The sequence below is a fragment of the Acinetobacter sp. BSP-28 genome (assembly GCF_044130285.1).
Lineage (GTDB): Bacteria > Pseudomonadota > Gammaproteobacteria > Pseudomonadales > Moraxellaceae > Acinetobacter.
In genome coordinates, this window is sequence record NZ_JBIQOB010000019.1 from 1 (window position 1) to 21,259 (window position 21,259).

Consider the following 21,259-nt stretch of genomic DNA (forward strand, 5'->3'; position numbering starts at 1 on the left):
CATATTCAACAGCAACATGAAGAGTTGGAAAAGCAGAATAAACGCTCCCGCGCCAAGAAAAGTATGCCGAGTCGTAAAGCTCAGAAAGCAATCATTGAACAAAGAAATTTAAATCCTGTAATAAGTATGAATATGCCTCATCAATTCACAACCGCAAATTAATAACTATAACTGTTATATAAATATTTCACTTTTTTGTATCTATAGATGCTCTGTTACATCGTCAATAATTAACCTGACAGATAGCCAAATTGAGAAAGCTGATGAACGATCAAGAGCCAAAAAAACAGCAAAAATACGCTGACAGTGAAATTTCAGATAAAGCGTTCAAGCGAGCCATTATTTGGTTTGGGATTTATGCTTTGTTATTCTGTATCGGTGTCGCATTCGTAGTTGGCGCCGATAATTCATATCTTCCCTAATTGCTACATAATCACAGCCATAACTACAGCTACGATCAAGCAGCATATTTTCATCAAAAATGCTGCTTTTTTATTTTAATGATATTGAATTTTAGTTTGCATATATTCACCATAGACCGAAAGCTTTTCAAAAATATGCTCGGAATAAAACATATCATCTACCAGTAATTGTGCTTGATCAAGACTATATAAATCTAATATTTTCAGTAATTTACCATTAATTTTAGAAAGCTTTGTACAAAGTTGTATATATTCATCATTTTTGTTCTTAAATAATAACTGTAACATATTGATTTTATTTATATCTATATATTCAGTTTGATTTTCCAGTGTGATGATTTGAATCTGCACATGCAGAAAATGAGCGATTAGATTAATCAGCTCCAGATTGATATCTAAACGCGTAATACAAATTATTCTAGATATTTTTGAATTACATAAAGCATTGATTAAATTTAAATAAAATGAATCTTTCGGGCTCATTTCATCCTCATTTAATTGTATAGATAGTCCTAAACTATCCAATAATTCATCAAAATTAAAACTAATGTTACTTTGGTTGGCCTGATAATAACGTGACAAAATGCTTAAACTTTGCTCATTTTTGACTGTGTAATAAACAACCTTTTGATTCAAGTTTGCCAATATAAAGGGTGAAAATAAATAAGCCAAATCTTCAACATGCACTGTAAGGGGGTCTTGCAGAATAGCAATATGCCCTGCTTCTTCTATTTGTCTGAGCATTTTTGCTCTGAGTAGCGTAGCTTCGACATTTAAATATTTTTGCTTAATTAAGCCTTCAATCTGCGGAGAAATTTCATATCCTGACAGCAACTGATGGATCAAATTTAGTTGCGATATTTCAAACATTTGTAACTCCATTTCCACATCTGTACGTATATTTTCATCATGCGTTTGCATTTAATTGTTGGCTAGTATTGCAAATATTTTCAAATTTGATAGATACAACATCAGACATAAAATTTATAACAGATCAGTATTTTCAAACAAATCTGTTATAAAAATACTTTAATATTGATTAAATAGCGCTATATTTATACACAGTCACTTTCTATAACTCACACTTCAACATGTATAAGTCAGAACAGCTTGCTCATCAATTAAGACAATTGATTGAAAGTGGCACACTTAAAGCCCATGAAAAACTCCCTTCTTTACGTGAACAAGTGCAGCTTTCCGGCTTTAGCCTCATTACTGTGATGAATGCTTATCAAGAGCTTGAATCTAGAGGTTTAATTTATGCGAAAGAAAAATCTGGCTACTACATTGCAAATACATATGCAGACCATGAACACAATGCACCTTTAATTGTTTCTCTCAATTCCAATATTGAGATCAATTCATTAATTTTTAAATATCTCAAATCCATTCAAGGCGAACACATCGTTCCATTTGGTTCGGCATTTCCAGACAGTGATTTGGTCTATTCTAAAAAACTAACGCAAATTATGGGACAAATCGCACGTAATAAAAAAAGTTATGATGCCATTGATAGTTTGCCTCCAGGAAATTTTTCATTACGCAAACTAATTGCCCAACGCTATTGTATGCAAGGCATACCCACTGATCCAGATGACATTGTCATTACATCGGGTGCTTTGGATGCACTAAACCTGGCCTTACAAGCGATTGCCAAACCTGGTGACTATATTATCTTGCAGCAAAATATTTTTTATGGTGCCTGGCAAGCGGCTGAACGATTAGGCCTAAAAGTGGTCACTATTCCTGAACATCCTAAACATGGATTTGACTTGGAAGCTTTTGAACATATCTTAAAAACCTATCCGGTAAAACTCTGCTGGTTCATGCTAAATAGCCATAATCCGGTAGGTTTTACCGTTTCAGAGGATATAAAGTTTCAAATTTCAAAATTATTACATCAATATCAAGTTCATATGATTGAAGATGATGTGTATGAGGAAATGTATTTTGGCCATAAAAAGCCTTTACCGATGACCTATTATGATCAAAATAATTTAGTCCTGCACTGCTCTTCTTTTTCGAAAATCCTGGGTGCGACGTTTCGGGTGGGTTGGGTACATGCCGGAAAATACTCACAGCATATTCAGCACCTGCAATTAATGAGCACGATTTCAGTCAATTCTTTACTGCAAAGCGCTTTAGTGGAATTTCTATCCAATTTTCATTATGAAAAACATCTGCGCAATTTACGTAAAAATTTACAGCATAATAAATTGTTATTTTATAGATATTTAGAGTTGAATCTACCAGCCAGATGTAAAGTTGAATATCATCCAAGTGGTTATTTTTTATGGCTTAAACTGCCTAAAAATGTAGATAGCATGTACATTTATGAAACCCTCATCCAGCAGCAAATTGGCATTGCACCTGGTCAACTTTTTAACATCACCGCACAAAAACAGCATTATTTAAGAATTAATTGTTCATTTGCATGGTCTGATTCAATTCAACATTCATTGGACAAGGTTATTTCTACGCTGCAAAGCGTTATCGTGGATGATTAGTTTAAATTGACAGCGAATATTGTCATTATGCTGTAAAATGATTCATTGATCAGTAGTCTGCGCTTATGCTGATTAAAATCAGACCAAATGAAAAACAAAAATATTGGGAAATATGGGGCTATAATGATATGGAATCACAAAATTTTAAACGTATTCATGCATTTGATAATGATGTAATGAGCGATCTAGATGCCGTGGGTATCGCACAATTAATTCGCGATAAACAGGCTTCTGTACAGGAAGTAACTGCAGCGGCAATTGCACGTGCACAACGCGTCAATCCGCATCTCAATGCAATTCAGCTTGAATGTTTTGAGCGTGCTTTAGCAAAACCCCGTTTCAAACAAACAGGAATTTTTGCAGGTGTGCCCTTCTTTTTTAAAGACAATACCGATTATCAGGGCCTTGCAACCAGTCATGGTTCTAAAGCAGTAAATGGCAAGACTGTATTAATTAATCCCAAGATCAGTCAACAATTTTTAGACCAGGGCTTTGTCGTTTTAGGCAAAACGACCATGCCAGAATTTGGTTTAAATGCCACCACAGAGTTTAAAGATGGCAGTGCGACTTTCAATCCATGGCATACGGACTATTCTTGCGGTGCATCTTCCGGTGGTTCTGCTGCAATGGTGGCCTCAGGTGTAGTGCCTATTGCGCATGCCAATGATGGTGGCGGTTCAATTCGCATTCCCGCTGCTTGTTGTGGTTTGATTGGTCTTAAACCCAGTCGCGGTCGTACTTTTGATAGTGATGCAGCACGTTCTTTACCCATCAATATCATTAGTGAAGGTGTAGTCACCCGTAGTGTCCGTGATACGGCTTATTTTTATGCCGGTATGGAACAAAGATTTTATAATAAAAAACTGCCTAAAATTGGCCTAATCGAACAGCCGATCCAGCGCCGTTTACGCATTGGTTTGGTTACTCAATCCATCACAGGCCAAATTGATCAGGAAACATCGTCCACCCTCAATCAGACTGCGAAATTACTTGCAGATTTGGGTCATCATGTTGAAGAGTTTAAGTTGCCTATATCTATCAGTTTTGTTGATGATTTTAGTGAATATTGGGGGTTTTTATCTTTTATGCTGCAAACCTTTGGTAAACAAGCCTTTGGGACAGGATTTAATGCCAAAAAACTGGATAATTTAACGGTGGGACTTGCCGGACTCTACAAAAAGAACTTTTACAAAACACCGTTATTTTTGTACCGTTTAAAAAGAATGCAGCAACAGTATCGAGACGTTTTTAATCACTATGACGTTCTCCTTTCACCTGTATTAGCCCATACAACCCCACCAATTGGTTATCTATCACCTCGGCTTCCCTTTGATCAATTATTTGATCGGATTCAAAATTACGTTACCTTTACTCCAATTCAGAATGTGGTAGGTGCTCCAGGTATGTCCATCCCCATGGGACAAACACAAGTGGATGGCTTACCAATTAGTATGCAACTTTCTGCCAATATTGGTGATGAAAAAACTTTAATTGAATTGGCCTATGAAATTGAACAGGCAAAACCCTGGCGTAGAATTCAGGATGCCTGATCAAAAACGAATAAGGAAGTGTTCTGCTTCCTTATTCCGTAGAGTATTAAATGCAATAACCTATTGAACCTCAAACTCAATACGACGGTTTTTCTTACGTCCATCTGCGGTTGCATTATCTGCTACAGGTTTACTGGAACCTAGACCTTCGACACTTAATCTGTCCGAAGCAATGCTTTTATCCATTAGATATTTTTTTACCGCAGCTGTACGTCGCTGACTTAATATCAGATTCTTTTCTGCATCACCCGAGCTGTCTGTATGACCAATAATCTTAACTTTCTTGCCACCCACTTTATTTAAAGCCACAGCCATTTCATCCAAAATTCTGGTTCCTGATGCTGCCAAAATTGCACTACCCGATTCAAACTCGATAATGCGATTTTTTAAAGCATCATCAATAATTTTCTGTTCAGCCTGATTTACCGTTAATTGTGTATTTAAACGATATGGCGTTTGTACCAGACTTTGAAAATATGTTGTTGTGGGCTGAATATCATTTTGATCTGACATTTTTCCACTTAATTCAATCTGTGTACTACGTGCAGTTAATTTTCCTTGTTTAACTTTTTTCAAATCTGGCGTAATCACTTTTGCAACAGAATCACTCCAGCCATTGGGGGCAGATACAGGCTTAACTTTAATTTTATCAATCACTTGATCTGTACTATACACTGCATACATTTTATTTAAGATTGCTTGTTTACTGGCTTCATTGGGTACAGCGCCTTCAACAACAATGGGTTCTGCATAAACAAGCATACTTAAATTTGAAGCTAATAAAGTGATATAAAAAATACTTTTAATATATTGTTTTTTCATAATTTTTTATTCTGCAATAAACGTTTGTCTAAACAGTTTCATACCTTGACTTAAGCTAAGTTGGCGCTCCGTTAAGGATTGTTCCAAGGCAGCTAAACCCGCATTTTGTTCTAAATAAGTATCAATCCAGTTGGCCTGAACCAATGAAACCCAATGCTGAGAATCCATTTTTTGATTAAATATTTCACTTAATGCAATAATATCAGCACCCTGGAATCCAACCAAAAGTACTGGCAAATCGCTATGTAAAATTCCAATGAATAGCTCAACATTTTGTTTAGCAATAAAATGACTAATTAAATAAACCCAAAAAGCAGCAATTTCATAGCAATAAACTGAATTATTTATAGGTAAAATAAGTGCTTTTTTTAATCGCATGGTGCCTTGCTGAATCACTGGCTGTAACAATAATCCCAGACCAATCATACTTTGAGCAAGCTCATAAGCACTTAATTTCATTAATTGAGCAAATGAATAAAGAGTATGATGCTCATAAAATTCTGCACTTTCTATATTAGTAAATAATTGAATTTCATTACTTAATTTACCCAGTTTTTCCAGTAAAATTTCTGGGTTACGTATAGAATGCATGCCCCTATTTTGTTGAAACAAATGAATCAATGTCTGTTTATAGCTATAAGGAGCATACAGAATATTGTCATATGGTAGCTCAGCGTCCAATAAATGCCCCAATACCATTGGAAATTGTCGCCCTGAACTGTCTTCACTGCTAATTAAATTAGCCGCCAAAAACTTGCTTTCTTGTGGATTGGCGATAAAGAAATCCAAAGCCGGTAGTTTTATATAAGATGAATGAAAGTCTGATGATTGCATAGCATTTTCAAGTGCTTCAGTAATCCATCGATCGAGCAATTGAATTAAAGAAGACTGACCACGAGTTTTCAGGAAATCACCACGTGTAGGATATTTACCATAATAAAGTGGTAGAGTTTTCATTTGATACATCAATAATCTCCTGCTCTTTTGATTGTGCTGATCATGTATTGTGTAAATCATGGTGATGCTCCTCCATTGAGCCCCGATAATGCAGAACTAACATTAGTTTTCACTGTCCTTACCGGTGTTTGTGCGGTTTGTGCAGCAACAACACGAACTGATTTATTATTGACCACTTGATTCACCAATTGCATTCCAGCATAACCACGACTAGAACCAATATGCCCCGTATTTCCACTAATTAAACGGAAATTCAATTTCACCGCCATGTCTGGATTTTGCTGATTTTTCCAGATCATCTCAAAACTGCCACTACGTTGAGTACGCTGCGCACTATCAATGAGGCGGTTAATGCCATACTCTCCAGGTTCATCAAAAATCGTATGGGTCTGACCTTCTAAATCGACTGCGGTAATACGCGCACCCGGAATCGTTCCCGGATTTGGCCAGACAAAATTTACCCACTGTTGGATGCCATTTTCATAGACCATTCTTTGACCATCAATTTCAATGGTATAAGACAGTAATTGTGGATTTTCTAAGGGATAAAACTGGAAGTTTGATTGATTGGTTGCTACAGCTGCTCCTTGGCTTTGATTTAACTCACCTGTTGCCATGCCATTACTTGGCGCTACATAGCTCTGGAAATTCATAACGAATTGAGGGTTTAAGCTCACGCCTAAATCTTTCCAGGTTTTAGAGCTTAAGCTATAGCCACGACGAATCACCAAAGGATCCAGCTGGTCTTTTACAAAGCGTGCAATACTGCCGTTTTCACCAAAAATTTGGCTAATTTCATTACTGGTAGCTTGTAAGGTCGCAGAAGAATTAAAAGGATATTTTTGGCTCAGATTTTCAGTAAAAGGCTGAGTTGCTTGGATCACCCATAATTTATTGATTTCATCCTGCATTGGAATCAATAAACTTTCAAATGACTGGGTTAAGGGCCGCATCAATAATTTTTGTAGCAATTGCTGATCAAGCTCATTCAGTCCGATGGACATTTTTTCATCAATAACTTTTTGACTATTATTAAAGACAGAATTCTGATCATTAATCGTGACTTTCACCAAAGTCATTGCTGAAGGACCAATATCCCCTGCACTTTTTAAATCATTAAATTTGCTGCGCACCTGGGCAAGCGATTGCATGTATTCATCTAATAAAGATTTATTTTGCTGATCATCACGCTTACGTACCATTTGATAGAACATCTGGAATTCTTTGGCAATCATGCCCTGGGCTTGACTCGAAGCTTGCTGAGAAATTTTAGCATTATCATTGCTTAAAATTTTACGTTTAAACCACGCCACAAACCCCATTTCTGAGCCAGCCAATTCTGCCTGAACCACCGGATTGTCCCAGCTGGTTTCTTGGGCAATGCCTTCCATCATCGCACGAATAGGTGAATTTTCTGGCTCACCCAGGACTTCAATGTTTTTTGCCTGTTGTTTGAAATCATTGGCTTTTGCATAGTGAATGCCATTTAAAAATTTACGCCATTCAGCAACATATTCCTGTTTATACAAGGCAATTAATTGTTTACTGATTTGGTCTGGGCTACCACTAAAAGTCAGGTTATCCGATTGTGTGCTATTTAAAACCCAGTCCTTGGTATCCATAGGCTGGTTTGCCGCTTCATCAATCGCCTGTTTGACATAATTTGACCAGGCTTTATAGGTAAATATACCCGGTAAAGCATAACTGCCCAGTATTGTATTTTGGTTCTTGTTTCCTGCTAACTGTTGCACGGTAATAGCTGGATAACGGACTGCCGCACGCATTTTTATTTCGTTATAGACACGGTCACGCGCAGGCATGCCTCGAATCGCGGATAACAAAACTTGACGTGTCTGATCGACCATCAGGGTATCTGACTCAAGTACTGGAAACTTCTGATCCTTCGCTAACGTCATGCTGTAGGATAAAATCTGTTCTGCCTTTTGAATCATTTCACCACGTGGCATTTGCCCACGGTTTGCATCCAGCCAAGAACGCCAGAAACGGGTGACCTGATCACTTAAATGACTTGAATCCATATATTGCGGATTACTCATCATCAAATAAGCCTTTAATGCATTATAGGCATCTTGTGGGTTGCTTGCTGATGGTTCCAAATATTGTTGATTATTCGCAACCTTTTTAATTTCTACATTGACATGATTGGCTTTTAACGTCGCTTCATTGCTTTTCACGCCTTGTAAATATTGCGCAATATTTTGCTGGGTAGGCAATAAAACAATTTGCTTCACACCATTTAAATATTCATTTTTTAATTTTTCACGTAACTCATTGCCCTGATATAGACCAAAGCCAAACTTAATTGGTCGATTTTGATCAAACTGATCCAGCTGTTGCATTCTGTCTTGTAAAATCAACAACATATTTAACTGTGTTGATAATTCTTGCCCAGATTGCTGTTCTAACAATACGACTTTGTCTAAATCTGCTTGTACATCGGCAATCAGCTGTTGATTATTCCGGTAAGACCAAACCCATAAACTTAAGATAATTGACATACCCAATAGTGCGGCAATAAAAGCAAGATGGCGTTGTCGCTTGCGTCCCGGATTAATATGCTGTTTCACCAGATATTTATCTTTTAAAATTACCTCCGAAAATAAACTTTTCAAAAAGTAACCATGATTTTGTGAGATGGAATTGGTTGAAATTCCATTTTCACTATTTGAATTTCTTGATAAACGAAAATCCTCTGCAATCTGCTCGGTCATTGGACTTTCAATCACCCCTTCCTGCAAGGCGCTGGTGAAATAAAATCCGCGAAATACCGGTTTGAACTGATAGGGATTATCTTCAAACAATGTGCCAATAAATGTTTTCAACGCCGGTTTTAAGCTCTTAAACTCTAAAGGGAATGTCATGACACTCGGAGAGATATTTTGAGCATGACGTCGACTTAGGTGAGTGGTACTGCCCCCTTTTAAACCATCATATAAAACCGAATAATGTCGCTCAAAAAGTTCCATCGCGTGATTGGCAGAATTAGGGTCATAGGGTAATGTTGCGCCCCAGACCTGATCAAACTCACTCACCTCATAACAGTCAAAAAATTCGGTAAAACCAGCAATTAAATCCATTTTGGAAAAGACCAGATAGACCGGAGCAAAAACCTCTAAACGTTCAGTTAAGTCCTGAATTCGTGCTCTTAAGCTTTTCGCCAGTTGGATTGATTTTTCCGGACTTTGGCTAATCAATTCAGCAATACTAACAATCACAATCAGACCATTGATGGGTGCTTTGCTGCGACTTTTTTTCAGTAAATTCAGAAAGCCCAGCCACTCCGTATGATCTTCGGAATAAACGGAATAACGCCCTGCTGTATCTAGCAACACACCTTCTGTGGAGAAAAACCAATCACAGTTTCGTGTGCCACTTAATCCTGAAGACACCATTTTTTGGTGCGACTCCTCAAAGGGAAACTTAAGGCCTGAATGATAAATTGCAGAACTTTTACCCGCAGCTGGATTGCCAATCACCATATACCAGGGTAATTCATATAGGGCTGCATTGCCCTTTTTATCGCCCAACTTCGACTTGCGAATCAGCTGGATCGCTTCTTTCATCTGCTGGTTAATGCGCTGTAATTCATCTTTATCTTTCTGTTTGCCATATTCAGCCAGAGTGTCATTTTCAATCGCCTCGGCAAGCGCTGCACCCTGTTTGGCATGACGTTTTCTTTGAATAAGCCAATATATGCCATAGCCTAACAGGGCTAAAACATAAGCGATAATCAATGCCCAAAAAATAGTTGTGGGAAAAACATTATGCGAGGACAGCAAAGCCACGAAAAAAGATAGTGCAATGATAGCTTTAGGATTGGTTATGTACTGCCAGGCATAACCTAAGATGGTATAAAACATGCGATTCTCGTTATTTTATTAATTTTAATGATATTTAAATGACGTGTTATGCAGAGGGATTCTCTTCAATTCTTGCCTGGAAAAAAGCATGGGTTGAAGCTTGATCGAGACTATATATCATTGCTGTAAGATCCTCCGGCAGATGCATGCCCAACATAAAGCCAAAAATTTTTGCGAGTTGTTGTGTATGTCCAAAACATGGTTGGGTGAATAAAAAATGGTGCATTTCGATTAAAGTCGGTGCAAATACCTGGTTGGTTTTTTTAATCATTTTGATTTCTGTTGGATCATCGAGTATGAGGACAAAGGGTTGTTCTTGCTGGATATGCTGTGAATGATGAGGAACGACCTGATGAAAACAAGTCGATAAATCAGATACGTTGAGTGCAACTTTAAGAGTCCTGAGGGCATCTATATGGTTAATTTCTTGATTTTGTGCAGTCAGGCACCAACTTGATGAAAATTCTGCCGCCAAATAATGATCAGACAACCATGTTTTTTCATCCAGAAATTCTTGGTCAATTTCAGAATCTACATTAATAATTAACGATATTTCATGAGATTGCGTCGCTACATGCTGCAGTAAATTCAACCAGTCTTGATAACCCGTTTCATGACTGAGGAAATGGTGCTCTATATGAATCTGCTGTGAAATAATGCCCAAGGATTCTGCAAAATTAAGCAGCTTTTTATTATTTGAAGATTCATTCCAAACATGTACTAAATTATCAGCCAACAAAACATGAATATTCAGTCGATTTAGACGTGATACTTGTTCAACCTGGACTGGTCGATCCTCTTCCTGACCAGTGTGATCAACTGGATCGATCCATGCAGGATGCATACGATACTGGTAAGCCAGTTCATTATCATAAAAAAAAGCAGACTGTTTTAAATGTTCAGCTATTTGCCATAATATTTCAGTTTGTTGCTCTAATTGATATTGAATTAAAGCTTTTATTCGTTGCAAACGCCCCTGTTCTTCCTCATCATCCTGTTCATTTTGCTGATTTTCCAGCATTTCATCCAATGCAGCAATTCTGTAGGATAAAACCGGTAAGCCATAGCCATTGGTCAAATCATAGTCCAGTTCTGGACTTTTAAAGTTTTTTAATTGTTCAATAATGCTCTTATTTTCACCTAATGCATTGAATGTAAACGACGAAAAAATATTAAGATGCAGCCATTGCACCCCATCACTTTTGACAGCATTTTCTGATGGATAGTCTGCAGTATTTTGTTGTTCTGATCGTTGCTGTTGTGCTTTACGTTTTTGATTCGCTTGATATGCTCGAGAAATGAGATATGGAGAAAGCAGAATTAAAGACAAAATCAAAGGTATAACAATAAGGTACGACCATAAATCCAGCGCTGATGGAGCGAATTGAATATCGCGCCAGTAATAAATCACAGCAGAGCCAACCAGTAGAAAAATACTGCAGAAAGTTCCCAAAAGGAGTTTAATCATTGAATATCTCCCAATAATGCATAACAAGTTTCTGAATTATGTTCAGCATGTTTTGGCATTAAAAAAGCGCCTCGTGCCAGCCCTATTTCTGATTGTGAATCTAAACAAAGAGGCTGAATTTCTTCTTTTTTTAAAATTAATCGTAAATCTACCATCAAGTTTGGACTACACCAGGTGGATAGAATTTTTTTGAGTTTTTCACTCAGTTTTTGCTTCGGCATAAAATTGAGATAATCCATTATGGATAATGGTCCGGCTTTAATTTCTATTTTTCCATCAATTTGTCGAATACTTTCTCCACAAAAGGTATTGATACCTAATAAATTTGCATTTAAGCCACCTAAGGCAGTTTTCTGTTCGTTTTCTAATTTAAATTTTTCTTCAATAAATTCTTCGATTTCAAAATTATTTTTAAACATACACTTCAACATAGTGCTTAAAGCATAGGCCGTATTATTTTGCCCCTGCATTAAACCTGAAAATTCAGCGAAATAATCATCTAATTCGGCTTGATCCTGCTGAAGGCTTACATAACCATTCAAAGCATGCAGAATATCCAGATAATCATTTTCTTGTTCAATTTCATAACGTAGGGGTAAATGATAGGCCAAACTTGCATCGACATATTGAGCGGTCAGCTTATGATTGAATAGGCCTAAAAAGTTAACTGTTTCAATCTTTTGATAACGACCACTGTGGCTAATTTTATGCGTATAGGTATAAGGTAAAGCACCTTGTAGCCCTGTTAAGCCAACGATCAAATTGGTCACATGAATGTGTTCATTTTCAAGCGTTAATGTCTCAATTTCAGCAACAGGAAATTTAAGATTTAACGAACTAAAAAATTTAAAATCATTTGCCCAATACCGTGTTTGAGACGCATTCGGTTTGTGTCTCAATAAACGTGTCGCCTGAATAAATTCATACCCTGTAGGTGTGGTGATGAGATCATCAATTACAGAAGCTTCTTGCCACCAACATTCTGCACGCATTGGTATAACTCCTGTTGGGTATTTGAATCACTGACGATGAGATCTACATAACTATTCATCTGAACTTTTAAATTAAAAATATGACTTAAAAGCTGAGTAAAGATATAAACGCTATGCCCCCTAAAAATGTGGGGATCAATATCCACATTCACTTTGACACCACGGACAAACAAAGGAAAAGGTTTAGCCTCAACCAGCTTTTGCGTCAGCGAAAAACGGATATTTTTAATCGAGTTAATAATGAGATGATTTTCTTTAAATTTTGACAAGTTATACAGTTCTAATAATTCTTTGATATGGCTGACAGCATCCCCTTTCATCAAAGACAGGGTATTTAAAGAGAGATGAGAAATAATGCGCCATTGTTCTTTTTTATTTTGCTCAAAATAATAAGGCTTGCTTGGTCGTTTTAAGATAAGTGCACGCCGTACCACGCTACTATTATTTAAATACAGCACATGATTGGCCTGACTTAAGGCCTCATATGGCAAATCACGATTGCAACACAACAATTGTGTGCTGATAAAATCCGACTTGCTATTCTGGGGTGATAAATGTTTCGAGATAATAGAATAATCTATTTCCACTGATTTATTGTGTAATTGCGTAGGATGAACACTATAAAAAAATTGCTGATTATCTTGATGATAATGGCTCATACCAAAAAATGGCAAAACAGGAAAAGTGACTTGATCTTGATTACTTTTTTCCCGAATCATATTCATCTCAAGTATTGAATATACTTGATAAAATTCTGGATGGTGTGCATCGGTGATGAGTGGATATGTTAATTTTTTATGATTAATTTTCTGCGGTTCGGCCTGTTTATAAAACAAGTTCACAACCGGTGTCGAAAATAATTTAAAATTCGCTATATTGAGTTCAGTATAATTTTGTATACAGGTCTGGTCATTCAGATTCAATTTTAAATGAATCAGGACTTCAAACTCTGTTTGTTCAGGGCTTAAATGTTTTAAAAAACCTAAATTCAGATTCAGATAATTAAATTTTTCAGGAAAACAAAAATATTCCATCAACAAACGATATGCATGATGGGTATGCTGATCTATAGGTAATAAACTTTCCTTTTCATCAAAGCCCATCACCTCAAAAGGGTTATCAATTTCAATAAAATGATTACCGACTTTTAAAGAAAATTTCGTATCCTGCTGAAAGATATTATCTAAAATCTGTAAAGGAAAATTTGAAATTGCATCTAAATAGATGGGAAGTTTTTCATGAACCAGTAAATTTAGACTTTGATTGAAAATTTGAAAACCCAAACTCAGTGTCGCATTTTGAGTTAAATGCATATGTACATTGGGATTGGTTTTGAAATTTAAATTATTCAATAAAATAGGAAGTAATCTCACGGGACGGGTCGTGGTAAATTCACACTGCACCCCTTTAAAACTCCGAGACTTTAGCGCTGTCGCCGTAGCAATTTCATGTACTTCTGTAAATTGTTTCAGCTTTTGAACATCTTCGAAGCTCGCCACAGAACAGGCTGGAAATGGTTTCAGGTATTGTGGAAACATCACTTCAAATAAAGAACGGGTAAATACGTTATAGCTATCGTCCAACTTTTTATCGATGCGTGCTGCAACCAAAGAAAAAGCCTGAATCAGACGTTCAATATGAGGATCATCAATTTGTTCTTGATTGAGGGATAATCGTTGCGCAATTTTTGGATATTTTTGTGCAAATTCACGCGATTGTTGCCCAAATTCTTGTAATTGCTTTTCATAATAAAGTAACAGTTCTTCAATCACAGAAAACTCACTTAGGACCGTGCAGAAATAACATATTGTTGCGTAGCTGGTTTTAATAAGGCGTCAAAAATAACCGGTTCAAATAAAGGATGAATATTCAAATAGGCCTGGATACTTAAACATAAGGACCCCATATTATGTCCATCGAGCAGCATCTCTACTTTAATCTGTCTTAATCTTGGTTCATGAGCAGCAATAGACCGTTCAATCGATTGACAAATTTGATCCCGATCTGTGGGATTTGCAGTGGATAAGCCAACAAAATCAATAATCCCGAATTGCAAAATAGATTGTTTTGCCAAAGGAAAATCATCAATGAAATCGCTCAATTTCGCCATGCGACTATTCAGCAAATCTTCTAAATCGGATGCAACAGATTCGCGTAATTGTTGCAGCGATATTCCCCGATAATTCTGTTCGGTTTCGGGTAATAAACGCTCAAATAAAGTGTTCCTGAAACCGTAAGGATATAATTTATCTAAATTCATGTTTTTATTTTTTATTCATACCATTATTCTGCAAAAAATAACGGCTAACAGAGGTTAACCGCTATTTTTATCACTCAATTATGCAGCATAAGATGCTGTATTATTTGAAAGTGACCATTTCTTAGTAACAGCACCTTTTTGTGTACCGTTAATATCTTGTTGATTATATGTCCACTCTACTGCAGCATATTTCAAACCAAAAGATTCCGTAGGTACACCTTCTTCATTGACGTTCGGCGTTACGCTTGATACCAAAACATGTTTGAGTTTGATTTGAAGATATTTAATACGCTTATCACCATTGGCACGGTAAAAATCGATTTGAACTTCATCAAAGGTATAACCTGCTGAACAGGCTTCCCAAAGTTTTGGGCTGGTTGCATCCAGATCTTTAACAAAAAGCATATCTGCATGTTCAACACGTTCAGCAGTATGACCACCAACACTAGAAGATGTCGCAGATTTGGGTTGACGGATATTATGCGCCCAGGAATTAACTTCTAGCCAATCTTTGTGTTCTGAGTCACGCGATTCGCCGTCAACTTTATACTTTCCTCGAAATTGAACGTATATATCTTTCATTTTTAAAGTTTTCCTGTTTTATTTTTAAATTATTATAAAATTGCACTCTAATTAATTAGAGGACTGAGGTAACTCAGTAACAAGTCGCAAAGACACAGACAACTCATCCAACTGAAAATGTGGTCTCAAAAAGACCACCGACTTGTAGTGTCCAGGTTGAGCCGGGTTCTCTACAACTTTTACTGAAGCTTCACGAAGTGGATATTGTGCTTTTGCTTCCTGTGATGCTCCATCATCTAACAGCACATATTGAGATAACCATTCATTCAAAAATGCTTCAACATTGCCTGCAGATGCAAAACTTCCCACTTTGTCACGCATCATAGCTTTTAAATAATGGGCGATTCGGGAAACAGCCATGATATATTGAATTTGACTGGATAAAGCCGAATTGGCATTGGCTGTATCACTATCATATTTTTTAGGTTTTTGAGTCGATTGTGCGCCAAAGAAAGCAGCATAATCAGTATTTTTGCAATGTACTAGCGGAATAAAACCTAGATCACTGAGTTCTTTTTCACGACGATCGGTAATGGCAATTTCAGTCGGACATTTAAACACTACTTCACCATCATGGGTTTTAAAGGTATGTACAGGTAAACCTTCAACCAGTCCACCACCCTCAACACCACGAATGGCTGCACACCAGCCATGCAGATCAAAGGCATTGGTTAAGCGTGTAGCAAAGGCATAAGCGGCATTCATCCATAAATATTCATCATGGTTTTGACCAGATACTTCTTCAACGAAGTTGAATCCTTCTGTTGCCGTCCCGTCTTTAGGATGATATGGCAAACGCCCCAAGACTCGTGGCAAGGTTAATGCGACATAGCGGGCATCATCACTTTCACGGAATGAACGCCATTGAACATATTCCGCAGTTTCAAAAATTTTAGAAACATCACGTGGGCGATCAATGTCAGTAAATGATTCTAGGCCCAACATATTGGAACTTGCTGCAGAAATAAACGGTGCATGGGCAGCAGCAGCAACATGAGAGATTTGTTCCAACAAATACATGTCTGATGGCGTACGATCAAATTCAAAATCACCAATCAAAGTGGCATATGGCGCACCACCAAATGAACCATATTCTTCTTCATAGATTTTTTTAAACAGCGTGCTTTGGTCGAAATCTGTCGCACCCTGGAAATCTTTAAGCAGTTCTTTTTTTGTCGTATTTAACATACGAATTTTGATTAAAGAATGCGATGGTGTCTCTTGGCAGAAATAATATAAACCACGCCATGTCGATTCAATTTTCTGAAATTGCTCATTATGCATAATTTTGCTTAATTGATTGGAAATCAAAGCATCAATTTCTGCAATACGCTTATCAATCGACAAGGTCATGTTTTCTGAAACGGTAATGGTTCCAGCCATGACTTCTTTGGCTAACTCACCAATCAGGCTTTTAGCACGATCATGTTCTTCATTGTTTCGGGCAATACGACTTTGCTCAACAATCGAATCCAGTAAAGTAAATTGTTCCACATCCATATTGGTTGCTGCGGCAGACTGTAAATTATTCATGATCTACCTCCATGCTTAATTTACGAACCTGATCTGTATTTTGTAAAACTTGATCTAGTAAATCTTCAAGACGTTCATTATTGGAAATTTTGTTACGCAAATCGGTTAAACGTTCACGTGCTTGAACCAATTTTTGCAAAGGTTCAACCTGCTGTACCACATTTTCCGGGCGAAAATCTGTCATTGAATTAAAAGTTAAGTCAACCGACATAGAGCCGCCCTCTTCGGTTAAGGTATTTTCCACCTGAAAAGCGGCACGCGGTGCAAGTGATTGCATTACTTCATCAATATTATCTAAATCGACATTGATGAACTTTTTATCTTTTAATTTGGTTTTTTCCAGTTCGGACGCAGCAGAAAAATCACCTAAAACCCCAATGACAAAAGGTAATTCTTTTACCTCTTTACCATCACCCACTTCAACATCATAGGTCAGTTGCACACGTGGTGGACGAATGCGCTGTAATTTTTTTTGCACACTTTCACGTTTAGCCATGAAGATTATCCTGTTTTAGTTTTTATTTAAGTGAAGCAAATGGACTTGAACCAGCAGTAGAATTGCTACCTGGTGATCTGTTCACTGTCATCGTATTGGTTGTGGTTTTTTTTACAGGTTTGCTTTGTATATTGATATTTTTTGCTCGGCTCGCCTGAAGTTCTTTATACGTTGTACGCTGATCAGAAACCCGCTTGTTTGCGATTGTTTTGACAGATTTTTTTTGTTTCATTGAGGATACTTTAACGGCTTTCGCATCAGACATATCTGGTTCTGGTAAGGATAACTGAATATGATCGGACAACTGTTTCGCTGCAGGATAAGTGCTGTCAGCTTTGAGGTAACGCATTTCCTGCTCACGCATATGCTGTAAAGAATTTTCTGCAATCTCTATACCGGCAAGAAAAGAGACATCCGTAATTTCGCTACTCTGTACATTCTGTTTGCCTAAACTTTCAACCAATTGCAAGGCTTTTAGATTTTTACCGATTGCCTGGAACTTTTGGGCTGCTTGAATGGATAATTGATGTTGTAATGCTATACTTTTTTTGTTCTTTTTATCGCATATTTGACTATAGATATTTAATAAATCTGGGTCAGTTTCATCCGCAATGAGAGGATAATCCTTAATACATCCTTTTTTAAGTTCAATGGGCTTTTGACTCGCGAATGTAAATGAACTGACTGAAAGGATGATGGTTAAGGGTAAAAAAAATCTGATTTTATTCAAAATTTGCCTCGAATTTTTTAAAGTTTAAATTTAATTATTTATAAGAGCTAAATCAAGCTTACTGACTTTCTCATTTTTGTTCATTATTTTTTTGACTTTTTATCAATGCGCAGATTTAACAAAAAGTGATCACTTAAAGTCAACAGTTAATTTCTAAAAAACTACATGTTTGTCACTTTTAATTGTTTTTTTATGTAAAAAGAACAAAGAATCTACATATTTTTTTTAATTTTTCGAAAGAAATGTGTAGAATGTTCCGATTGCTTTTATACAAATAATTATAAAGCATTGTTTTTAAATAAAAATTAAATAAACATAAAATCAAGACAATTCAGCATTGCAATAAAATAAAAAACTGATTGTTGTTTTTGAAAGTTGAGTGAAATATGAATAATTTAAAAATTTTAATCACAAAATTATCTGCGTGTGCGCGGGTTGCACTAGAAAAATCGGCGAACACCTGCATCTCTCAACAAAATTATGAAATAGAAATTGAACATCTATTTTTAGAAATTCTACACAATCATACCAAAAGTGATTTAAATCTGTTGTTGAGTAAATACAAAATTTCGGCTGAAGATTTAATTGAAGATTTGAAAGCCAGTATTTCTAAATTACCTAAAGGTAATTCCAGAACCCCTATTTTTTCAAATTCGATAGTTCGTTTATTTGAGCAAGCATGGTTATTGGCTTCAGCAGAACAAAAACCACTTATTCGTAGTGGGCATCTCTTGGTTGCATTATTGACTGCTCCTGATCTTTATCAAGTTGCAGTCCGAGCTTCGAATTTATTTGAACTGTTTCCGATTAATACGATGAAACATAAGTTCATGGCGCTATGCGTACACAGTATTGAACAAGAATCTGAACAGGAACAATCTTCTCAAGAAGTCTTTACAGAAAAAAAATCCGAGCCAGTATTAAAAACTCCCGCTCTGGACCAGTACACCATTAACCTGACAGAAAAAGCCAAACAAGGTGCGATTGATCCGGTCATTGGTCGTGAATTTGAAATTCGCTTGATGTTGGATATTTTAATGCGCCGTCGTCAGAACAATCCTATTTTAACCGGTGAACCTGGCGTCGGGAAAACAGCAGTCGTTGAAGGTTTAGCGCTTAAAATTGCGCAGAATCAGGTTCCAGAGGCTTTAAAAAATGTGCATTTACATGTACTGGATATGGGCCTACTGCAAGCAGGTGCCAGTGTAAAAGGTGAATTTGAAAATCGCTTAAAACAGGTGATTCAGGAAGTTCAAAGTTCTATTCACCCTATTATTTTATTTATTGACGAAGCCCATAGCCTCATTGGTGCAGGCGGTCAGGCAGGCCAAAATGATGCAGCCAATTTACTTAAACCAGCTTTAGCTCGTGGTGAATTACGTACCATTGCCGCAACAACCTGGGCTGAATATAAACAATATTTTGAAAAAGATGCCGCATTAAGCCGTCGCTTTCAAGTGGTGAAAGTTGAAGAACCCACTGAAACTGTAGCGATTGATATGCTGCGTGCCATGATTCCGGTCATGGCCAAGCATTTTCATTTGCAAATTGATGATGAAGCGATTTTCACTGCAGTCCATTCTTCTCATCATTATATCAGTGGGCGCCAGATGCCGGACAAAGCCATTAGTGTACTGGATACTGCTGCTGCTCGTGTGGCATTGTCCCAAAATGCTCAACCGATCAAGTTAGATCAGCTCAAGGCTCAACAACATAACTTGCATCTAGAACTTGAAATTCTAGAAACTGAACATAAAACCCTTCCTATTCATCATGAACGTTTAGACGCTTTAAGGCAGAAAATTAACCTTCTGGAATTTGAAATAACAGCTACAGAACAACAATGGAAATCTGAACTGAAACTGGTTCAGCGCATTCAGACCCTTGAGCAACAAGAGTCTTCTGATCAAAATAAAGCAGCGATTTGCACCCTTCGTCAACAATTGGCCGATATCCAAGGTAAAAACCCTTTGGTTTTTGAACGCGTCAATGCACACATCATTCAGGAAATTATTTCTGATTGGACAGGTATTCCTGTAGGCAACATGGTTCATGATGAGATTAAACAAATTTTAATTTTAGAAGATAAACTTTCAGAACGGGTGATGGGACAAGACTATGCCTTGCAACAATTGGTTCAGGGCATTAAAACGGCTAAAGCAAAACTTGAAGATCCGAATAAACCTCAAGGGGTATTTTTACTGGTGGGTCCAAGTGGTGTGGGTAAAACTGAAACAGCTTTGGCACTAGCACATGAACTATATGGCGGTGAATCTCACCTGATTACCATCAATATGTCTGAATACCAAGAAGCACATACGGTTTCTTCGCTTAAAGGTGCTCCTCCGGGTTATATCGGATATGGTCAAGGAGGTGTGTTAACGGAAGCAGTACGCCGTAATCCATATAGTGTGGTGTTATTGGATGAAATTGAAAAAGCACATCCTGATGTTCAAGAATTATTTTACCAAGTTTTCGATAAAGGCATGCTTGAAGATGGTGAAGGTCGTTTAATTGATTTTAAAAATACCACGATTCTATTAACTTCCAATGCCGGATCAAGTGCCATTATGCAAGCTTGTTTAAACTTTCCGGTTGAGCAATGGCCAACAGCTGAAACCTTAATAGAGCAATTAAAACCGAGTTTATATAAACAGTTTAAACCTGCATTTTTAGGCCGTATGCGTGTTGTACCCTACTTTCCTTTACATGATGAATTACTGCTGCGCATCATCAAGCAAAAACTGGGGAAAATTACTACCCGTCTAGAACAGCAATACTCCACTCAAGTGACTTATAGTGAAGAGCTGACTGAATTACTGCTCAGCCGTTGTACTGAAGTAGATAGCGGTGCGCGCAATGTCGATCACATTCTCAATTCATCCGTATTACCTGCTTTAGCCACACAGATATTAATCTGCTTGGCGGAACAAAATTTGCCTAAACAGATATTTATCGATGTTCAGGGCGATGACATCATTTATCAGCTTGACCCTGTTGCTAAACCTTTAAAAAAGCGCAGTAATAAAAAAAGCAAAGTGACTGCAGCATAATTAAAA

Annotated in this window: 16 protein-coding genes; 4 read left to right on the forward strand and 12 right to left on the reverse strand. The window is 37.1% G+C overall.

Annotation, left to right across the window (positions count from 1 at the left end):
* Positions 1-263 precede the first annotated feature (263 nt).
* On the forward strand, positions 264-422 hold the full coding sequence (locus ACE01R_RS13295) for a hypothetical protein (RefSeq protein WP_180042552.1): 159 nt from the start codon (positions 264-266) through the stop codon (positions 420-422).
* A gap of 75 nt (positions 423-497) precedes the next feature.
* On the opposite strand, the gene ACE01R_RS13300 is transcribed toward ACE01R_RS13295, so the two are convergent.
* Positions 498-1,343: a hypothetical protein gene (locus ACE01R_RS13300; protein ID WP_395551722.1), complete on the reverse strand. Its 846-nt coding sequence runs from the start codon at positions 1,341-1,343 to the stop codon at positions 498-500.
* A gap of 170 nt (positions 1,344-1,513) precedes the next feature.
* Here ACE01R_RS13300 and ACE01R_RS13305 point away from each other — a divergent pair, with 170 nt between their 5' ends.
* Together ACE01R_RS13305 and ACE01R_RS13310 are read left to right on the forward strand one after the other, a co-directional pair.
* Entirely contained in the window at positions 1,514-2,929 is a 1,416-nt protein-coding gene (locus ACE01R_RS13305; protein WP_395551723.1) for a PLP-dependent aminotransferase family protein, read from the forward strand.
* Between the two features lie 128 nt (positions 2,930-3,057).
* Entirely contained in the window at positions 3,058-4,479 is a 1,422-nt protein-coding gene (locus tag ACE01R_RS13310) for an amidase (RefSeq protein WP_395551724.1), read from the forward strand.
* Between the two features lie 60 nt (positions 4,480-4,539).
* On the opposite strand, the gene ACE01R_RS13315 is transcribed toward ACE01R_RS13310, so the two are convergent.
* From ACE01R_RS13315 to ACE01R_RS13365, 11 genes are all read right to left on the reverse strand, one after another.
* Positions 4,540-5,241 (reverse strand): OmpA family protein, encoded by a 702-nt coding sequence (locus ACE01R_RS13315; RefSeq protein ID WP_395551850.1) that lies wholly within the window; start codon positions 5,239-5,241, stop codon positions 4,540-4,542.
* A gap of 66 nt (positions 5,242-5,307) precedes the next feature.
* Positions 5,308-6,267: a type VI secretion system-associated protein TagF gene (tagF, locus tag ACE01R_RS13320; RefSeq protein WP_395551725.1), complete on the reverse strand. Its 960-nt coding sequence runs from the start codon at positions 6,265-6,267 to the stop codon at positions 5,308-5,310.
* A 47-nt stretch (positions 6,268-6,314) separates the two neighbouring features.
* On the reverse strand, positions 6,315-10,139 hold the full coding sequence (tssM, locus tag ACE01R_RS13325; RefSeq protein ID WP_395551726.1) for a type VI secretion system membrane subunit TssM: 3,825 nt from the start codon (positions 10,137-10,139) through the stop codon (positions 6,315-6,317).
* 46 nt (positions 10,140-10,185) lie between these two features.
* A complete protein-coding gene (locus ACE01R_RS13330; protein WP_395551727.1) occupies positions 10,186-11,607 on the reverse strand; it encodes a hypothetical protein in 1,422 nt (473 codons plus the stop codon).
* Positions 11,604-12,599 (reverse strand): type VI secretion system baseplate subunit TssG, encoded by a 996-nt coding sequence (tssG, locus tag ACE01R_RS13335; protein WP_395551728.1) that lies wholly within the window; start codon positions 12,597-12,599, stop codon positions 11,604-11,606. Before tssG ends, ACE01R_RS13330 begins: the two co-directional genes overlap by 4 nt.
* On the reverse strand, positions 12,563-14,371 hold the full coding sequence (gene tssF, locus ACE01R_RS13340; RefSeq protein WP_395551729.1) for a type VI secretion system baseplate subunit TssF: 1,809 nt from the start codon (positions 14,369-14,371) through the stop codon (positions 12,563-12,565). The genes tssG and tssF overlap by 37 nt, the downstream gene beginning before the upstream one ends.
* 11 nt (positions 14,372-14,382) lie before the next feature.
* Positions 14,383-14,859, reverse strand: coding sequence for a type VI secretion system baseplate subunit TssE (gene tssE / locus ACE01R_RS13345; RefSeq protein ID WP_395551730.1), 477 nt, complete (start codon positions 14,857-14,859; stop codon positions 14,383-14,385).
* A gap of 78 nt (positions 14,860-14,937) precedes the next feature.
* On the reverse strand, positions 14,938-15,441 hold the full coding sequence (locus tag ACE01R_RS13350; protein WP_174560594.1) for a type VI secretion system tube protein Hcp: 504 nt from the start codon (positions 15,439-15,441) through the stop codon (positions 14,938-14,940).
* 51 nt (positions 15,442-15,492) lie between these two features.
* Complete coding sequence (gene tssC, locus ACE01R_RS13355; RefSeq protein ID WP_395551743.1) at positions 15,493-16,974, reverse strand: type VI secretion system contractile sheath large subunit; 1,482 nt, start codon at positions 16,972-16,974, stop codon at positions 15,493-15,495.
* Positions 16,967-17,470 carry a type VI secretion system contractile sheath small subunit gene (tssB, locus tag ACE01R_RS13360; RefSeq protein ID WP_395551745.1) on the reverse strand — a complete coding sequence of 168 codons (504 nt, stop codon included), beginning with the start codon at positions 17,468-17,470 and terminating at the stop codon, positions 16,967-16,969. The genes tssC and tssB overlap by 8 nt, the downstream gene beginning before the upstream one ends.
* Positions 17,471-17,492: 22 nt before the next feature.
* Positions 17,493-18,200 carry a hypothetical protein gene (locus ACE01R_RS13365; protein ID WP_395551749.1) on the reverse strand — a complete coding sequence of 236 codons (708 nt, stop codon included), beginning with the start codon at positions 18,198-18,200 and terminating at the stop codon, positions 17,493-17,495.
* A 386-nt stretch (positions 18,201-18,586) separates the two neighbouring features.
* Here ACE01R_RS13365 and tssH point away from each other — a divergent pair, with 386 nt between their 5' ends.
* Complete coding sequence (gene tssH, locus ACE01R_RS13370) at positions 18,587-21,253, forward strand: type VI secretion system ATPase TssH (RefSeq protein WP_395551752.1); 2,667 nt, start codon at positions 18,587-18,589, stop codon at positions 21,251-21,253.
* Positions 21,254-21,259: the final 6 nt, after the last annotated feature.

Bases quoted from the DNA above. Each gene is read 5' to 3' on its own strand.
- ACE01R_RS13295 (WP_180042552.1), top strand. From the start codon at position 264: ATGAACGATCAAGAGCCAAAAAAACAGCAAAAATACGCTGACAGTGAA.
- ACE01R_RS13300 (WP_395551722.1), bottom strand. From the start codon at position 1,343: ATGCAAACGCATGATGAAAATATACGTACAGATGTGGAAATGGAGTTA.
- ACE01R_RS13305 (WP_395551723.1), top strand. From the start codon at position 1,514: ATGTATAAGTCAGAACAGCTTGCTCATCAATTAAGACAATTGATTGAA.
- ACE01R_RS13310 (WP_395551724.1), top strand. From the start codon at position 3,058: ATGGAATCACAAAATTTTAAACGTATTCATGCATTTGATAATGATGTA.
- ACE01R_RS13315 (WP_395551850.1), bottom strand. From the start codon at position 5,241: ATGCTTGTTTATGCAGAACCCATTGTTGTTGAAGGCGCTGTACCCAAT.
- tagF (WP_395551725.1), bottom strand. From the start codon at position 6,267: ATGTATCAAATGAAAACTCTACCACTTTATTATGGTAAATATCCTACA.
- tssM (WP_395551726.1), bottom strand. From the start codon at position 10,139: ATGTTTTATACCATCTTAGGTTATGCCTGGCAGTACATAACCAATCCT.
- ACE01R_RS13330 (WP_395551727.1), bottom strand. From the start codon at position 11,607: ATGATTAAACTCCTTTTGGGAACTTTCTGCAGTATTTTTCTACTGGTT.
- tssG (WP_395551728.1), bottom strand. From the start codon at position 12,599: ATGCGTGCAGAATGTTGGTGGCAAGAAGCTTCTGTAATTGATGATCTC.
- tssE (WP_395551730.1), bottom strand. From the start codon at position 14,859: ATGAATTTAGATAAATTATATCCTTACGGTTTCAGGAACACTTTATTT.
- ACE01R_RS13350 (WP_174560594.1), bottom strand. From the start codon at position 15,441: ATGAAAGATATATACGTTCAATTTCGAGGAAAGTATAAAGTTGACGGC.
- tssC (WP_395551743.1), bottom strand. From the start codon at position 16,974: ATGAATAATTTACAGTCTGCCGCAGCAACCAATATGGATGTGGAACAA.
- tssB (WP_395551745.1), bottom strand. From the start codon at position 17,470: ATGGCTAAACGTGAAAGTGTGCAAAAAAAATTACAGCGCATTCGTCCA.
- tssH (WP_395551752.1), top strand. From the start codon at position 18,587: ATGAATAATTTAAAAATTTTAATCACAAAATTATCTGCGTGTGCGCGG.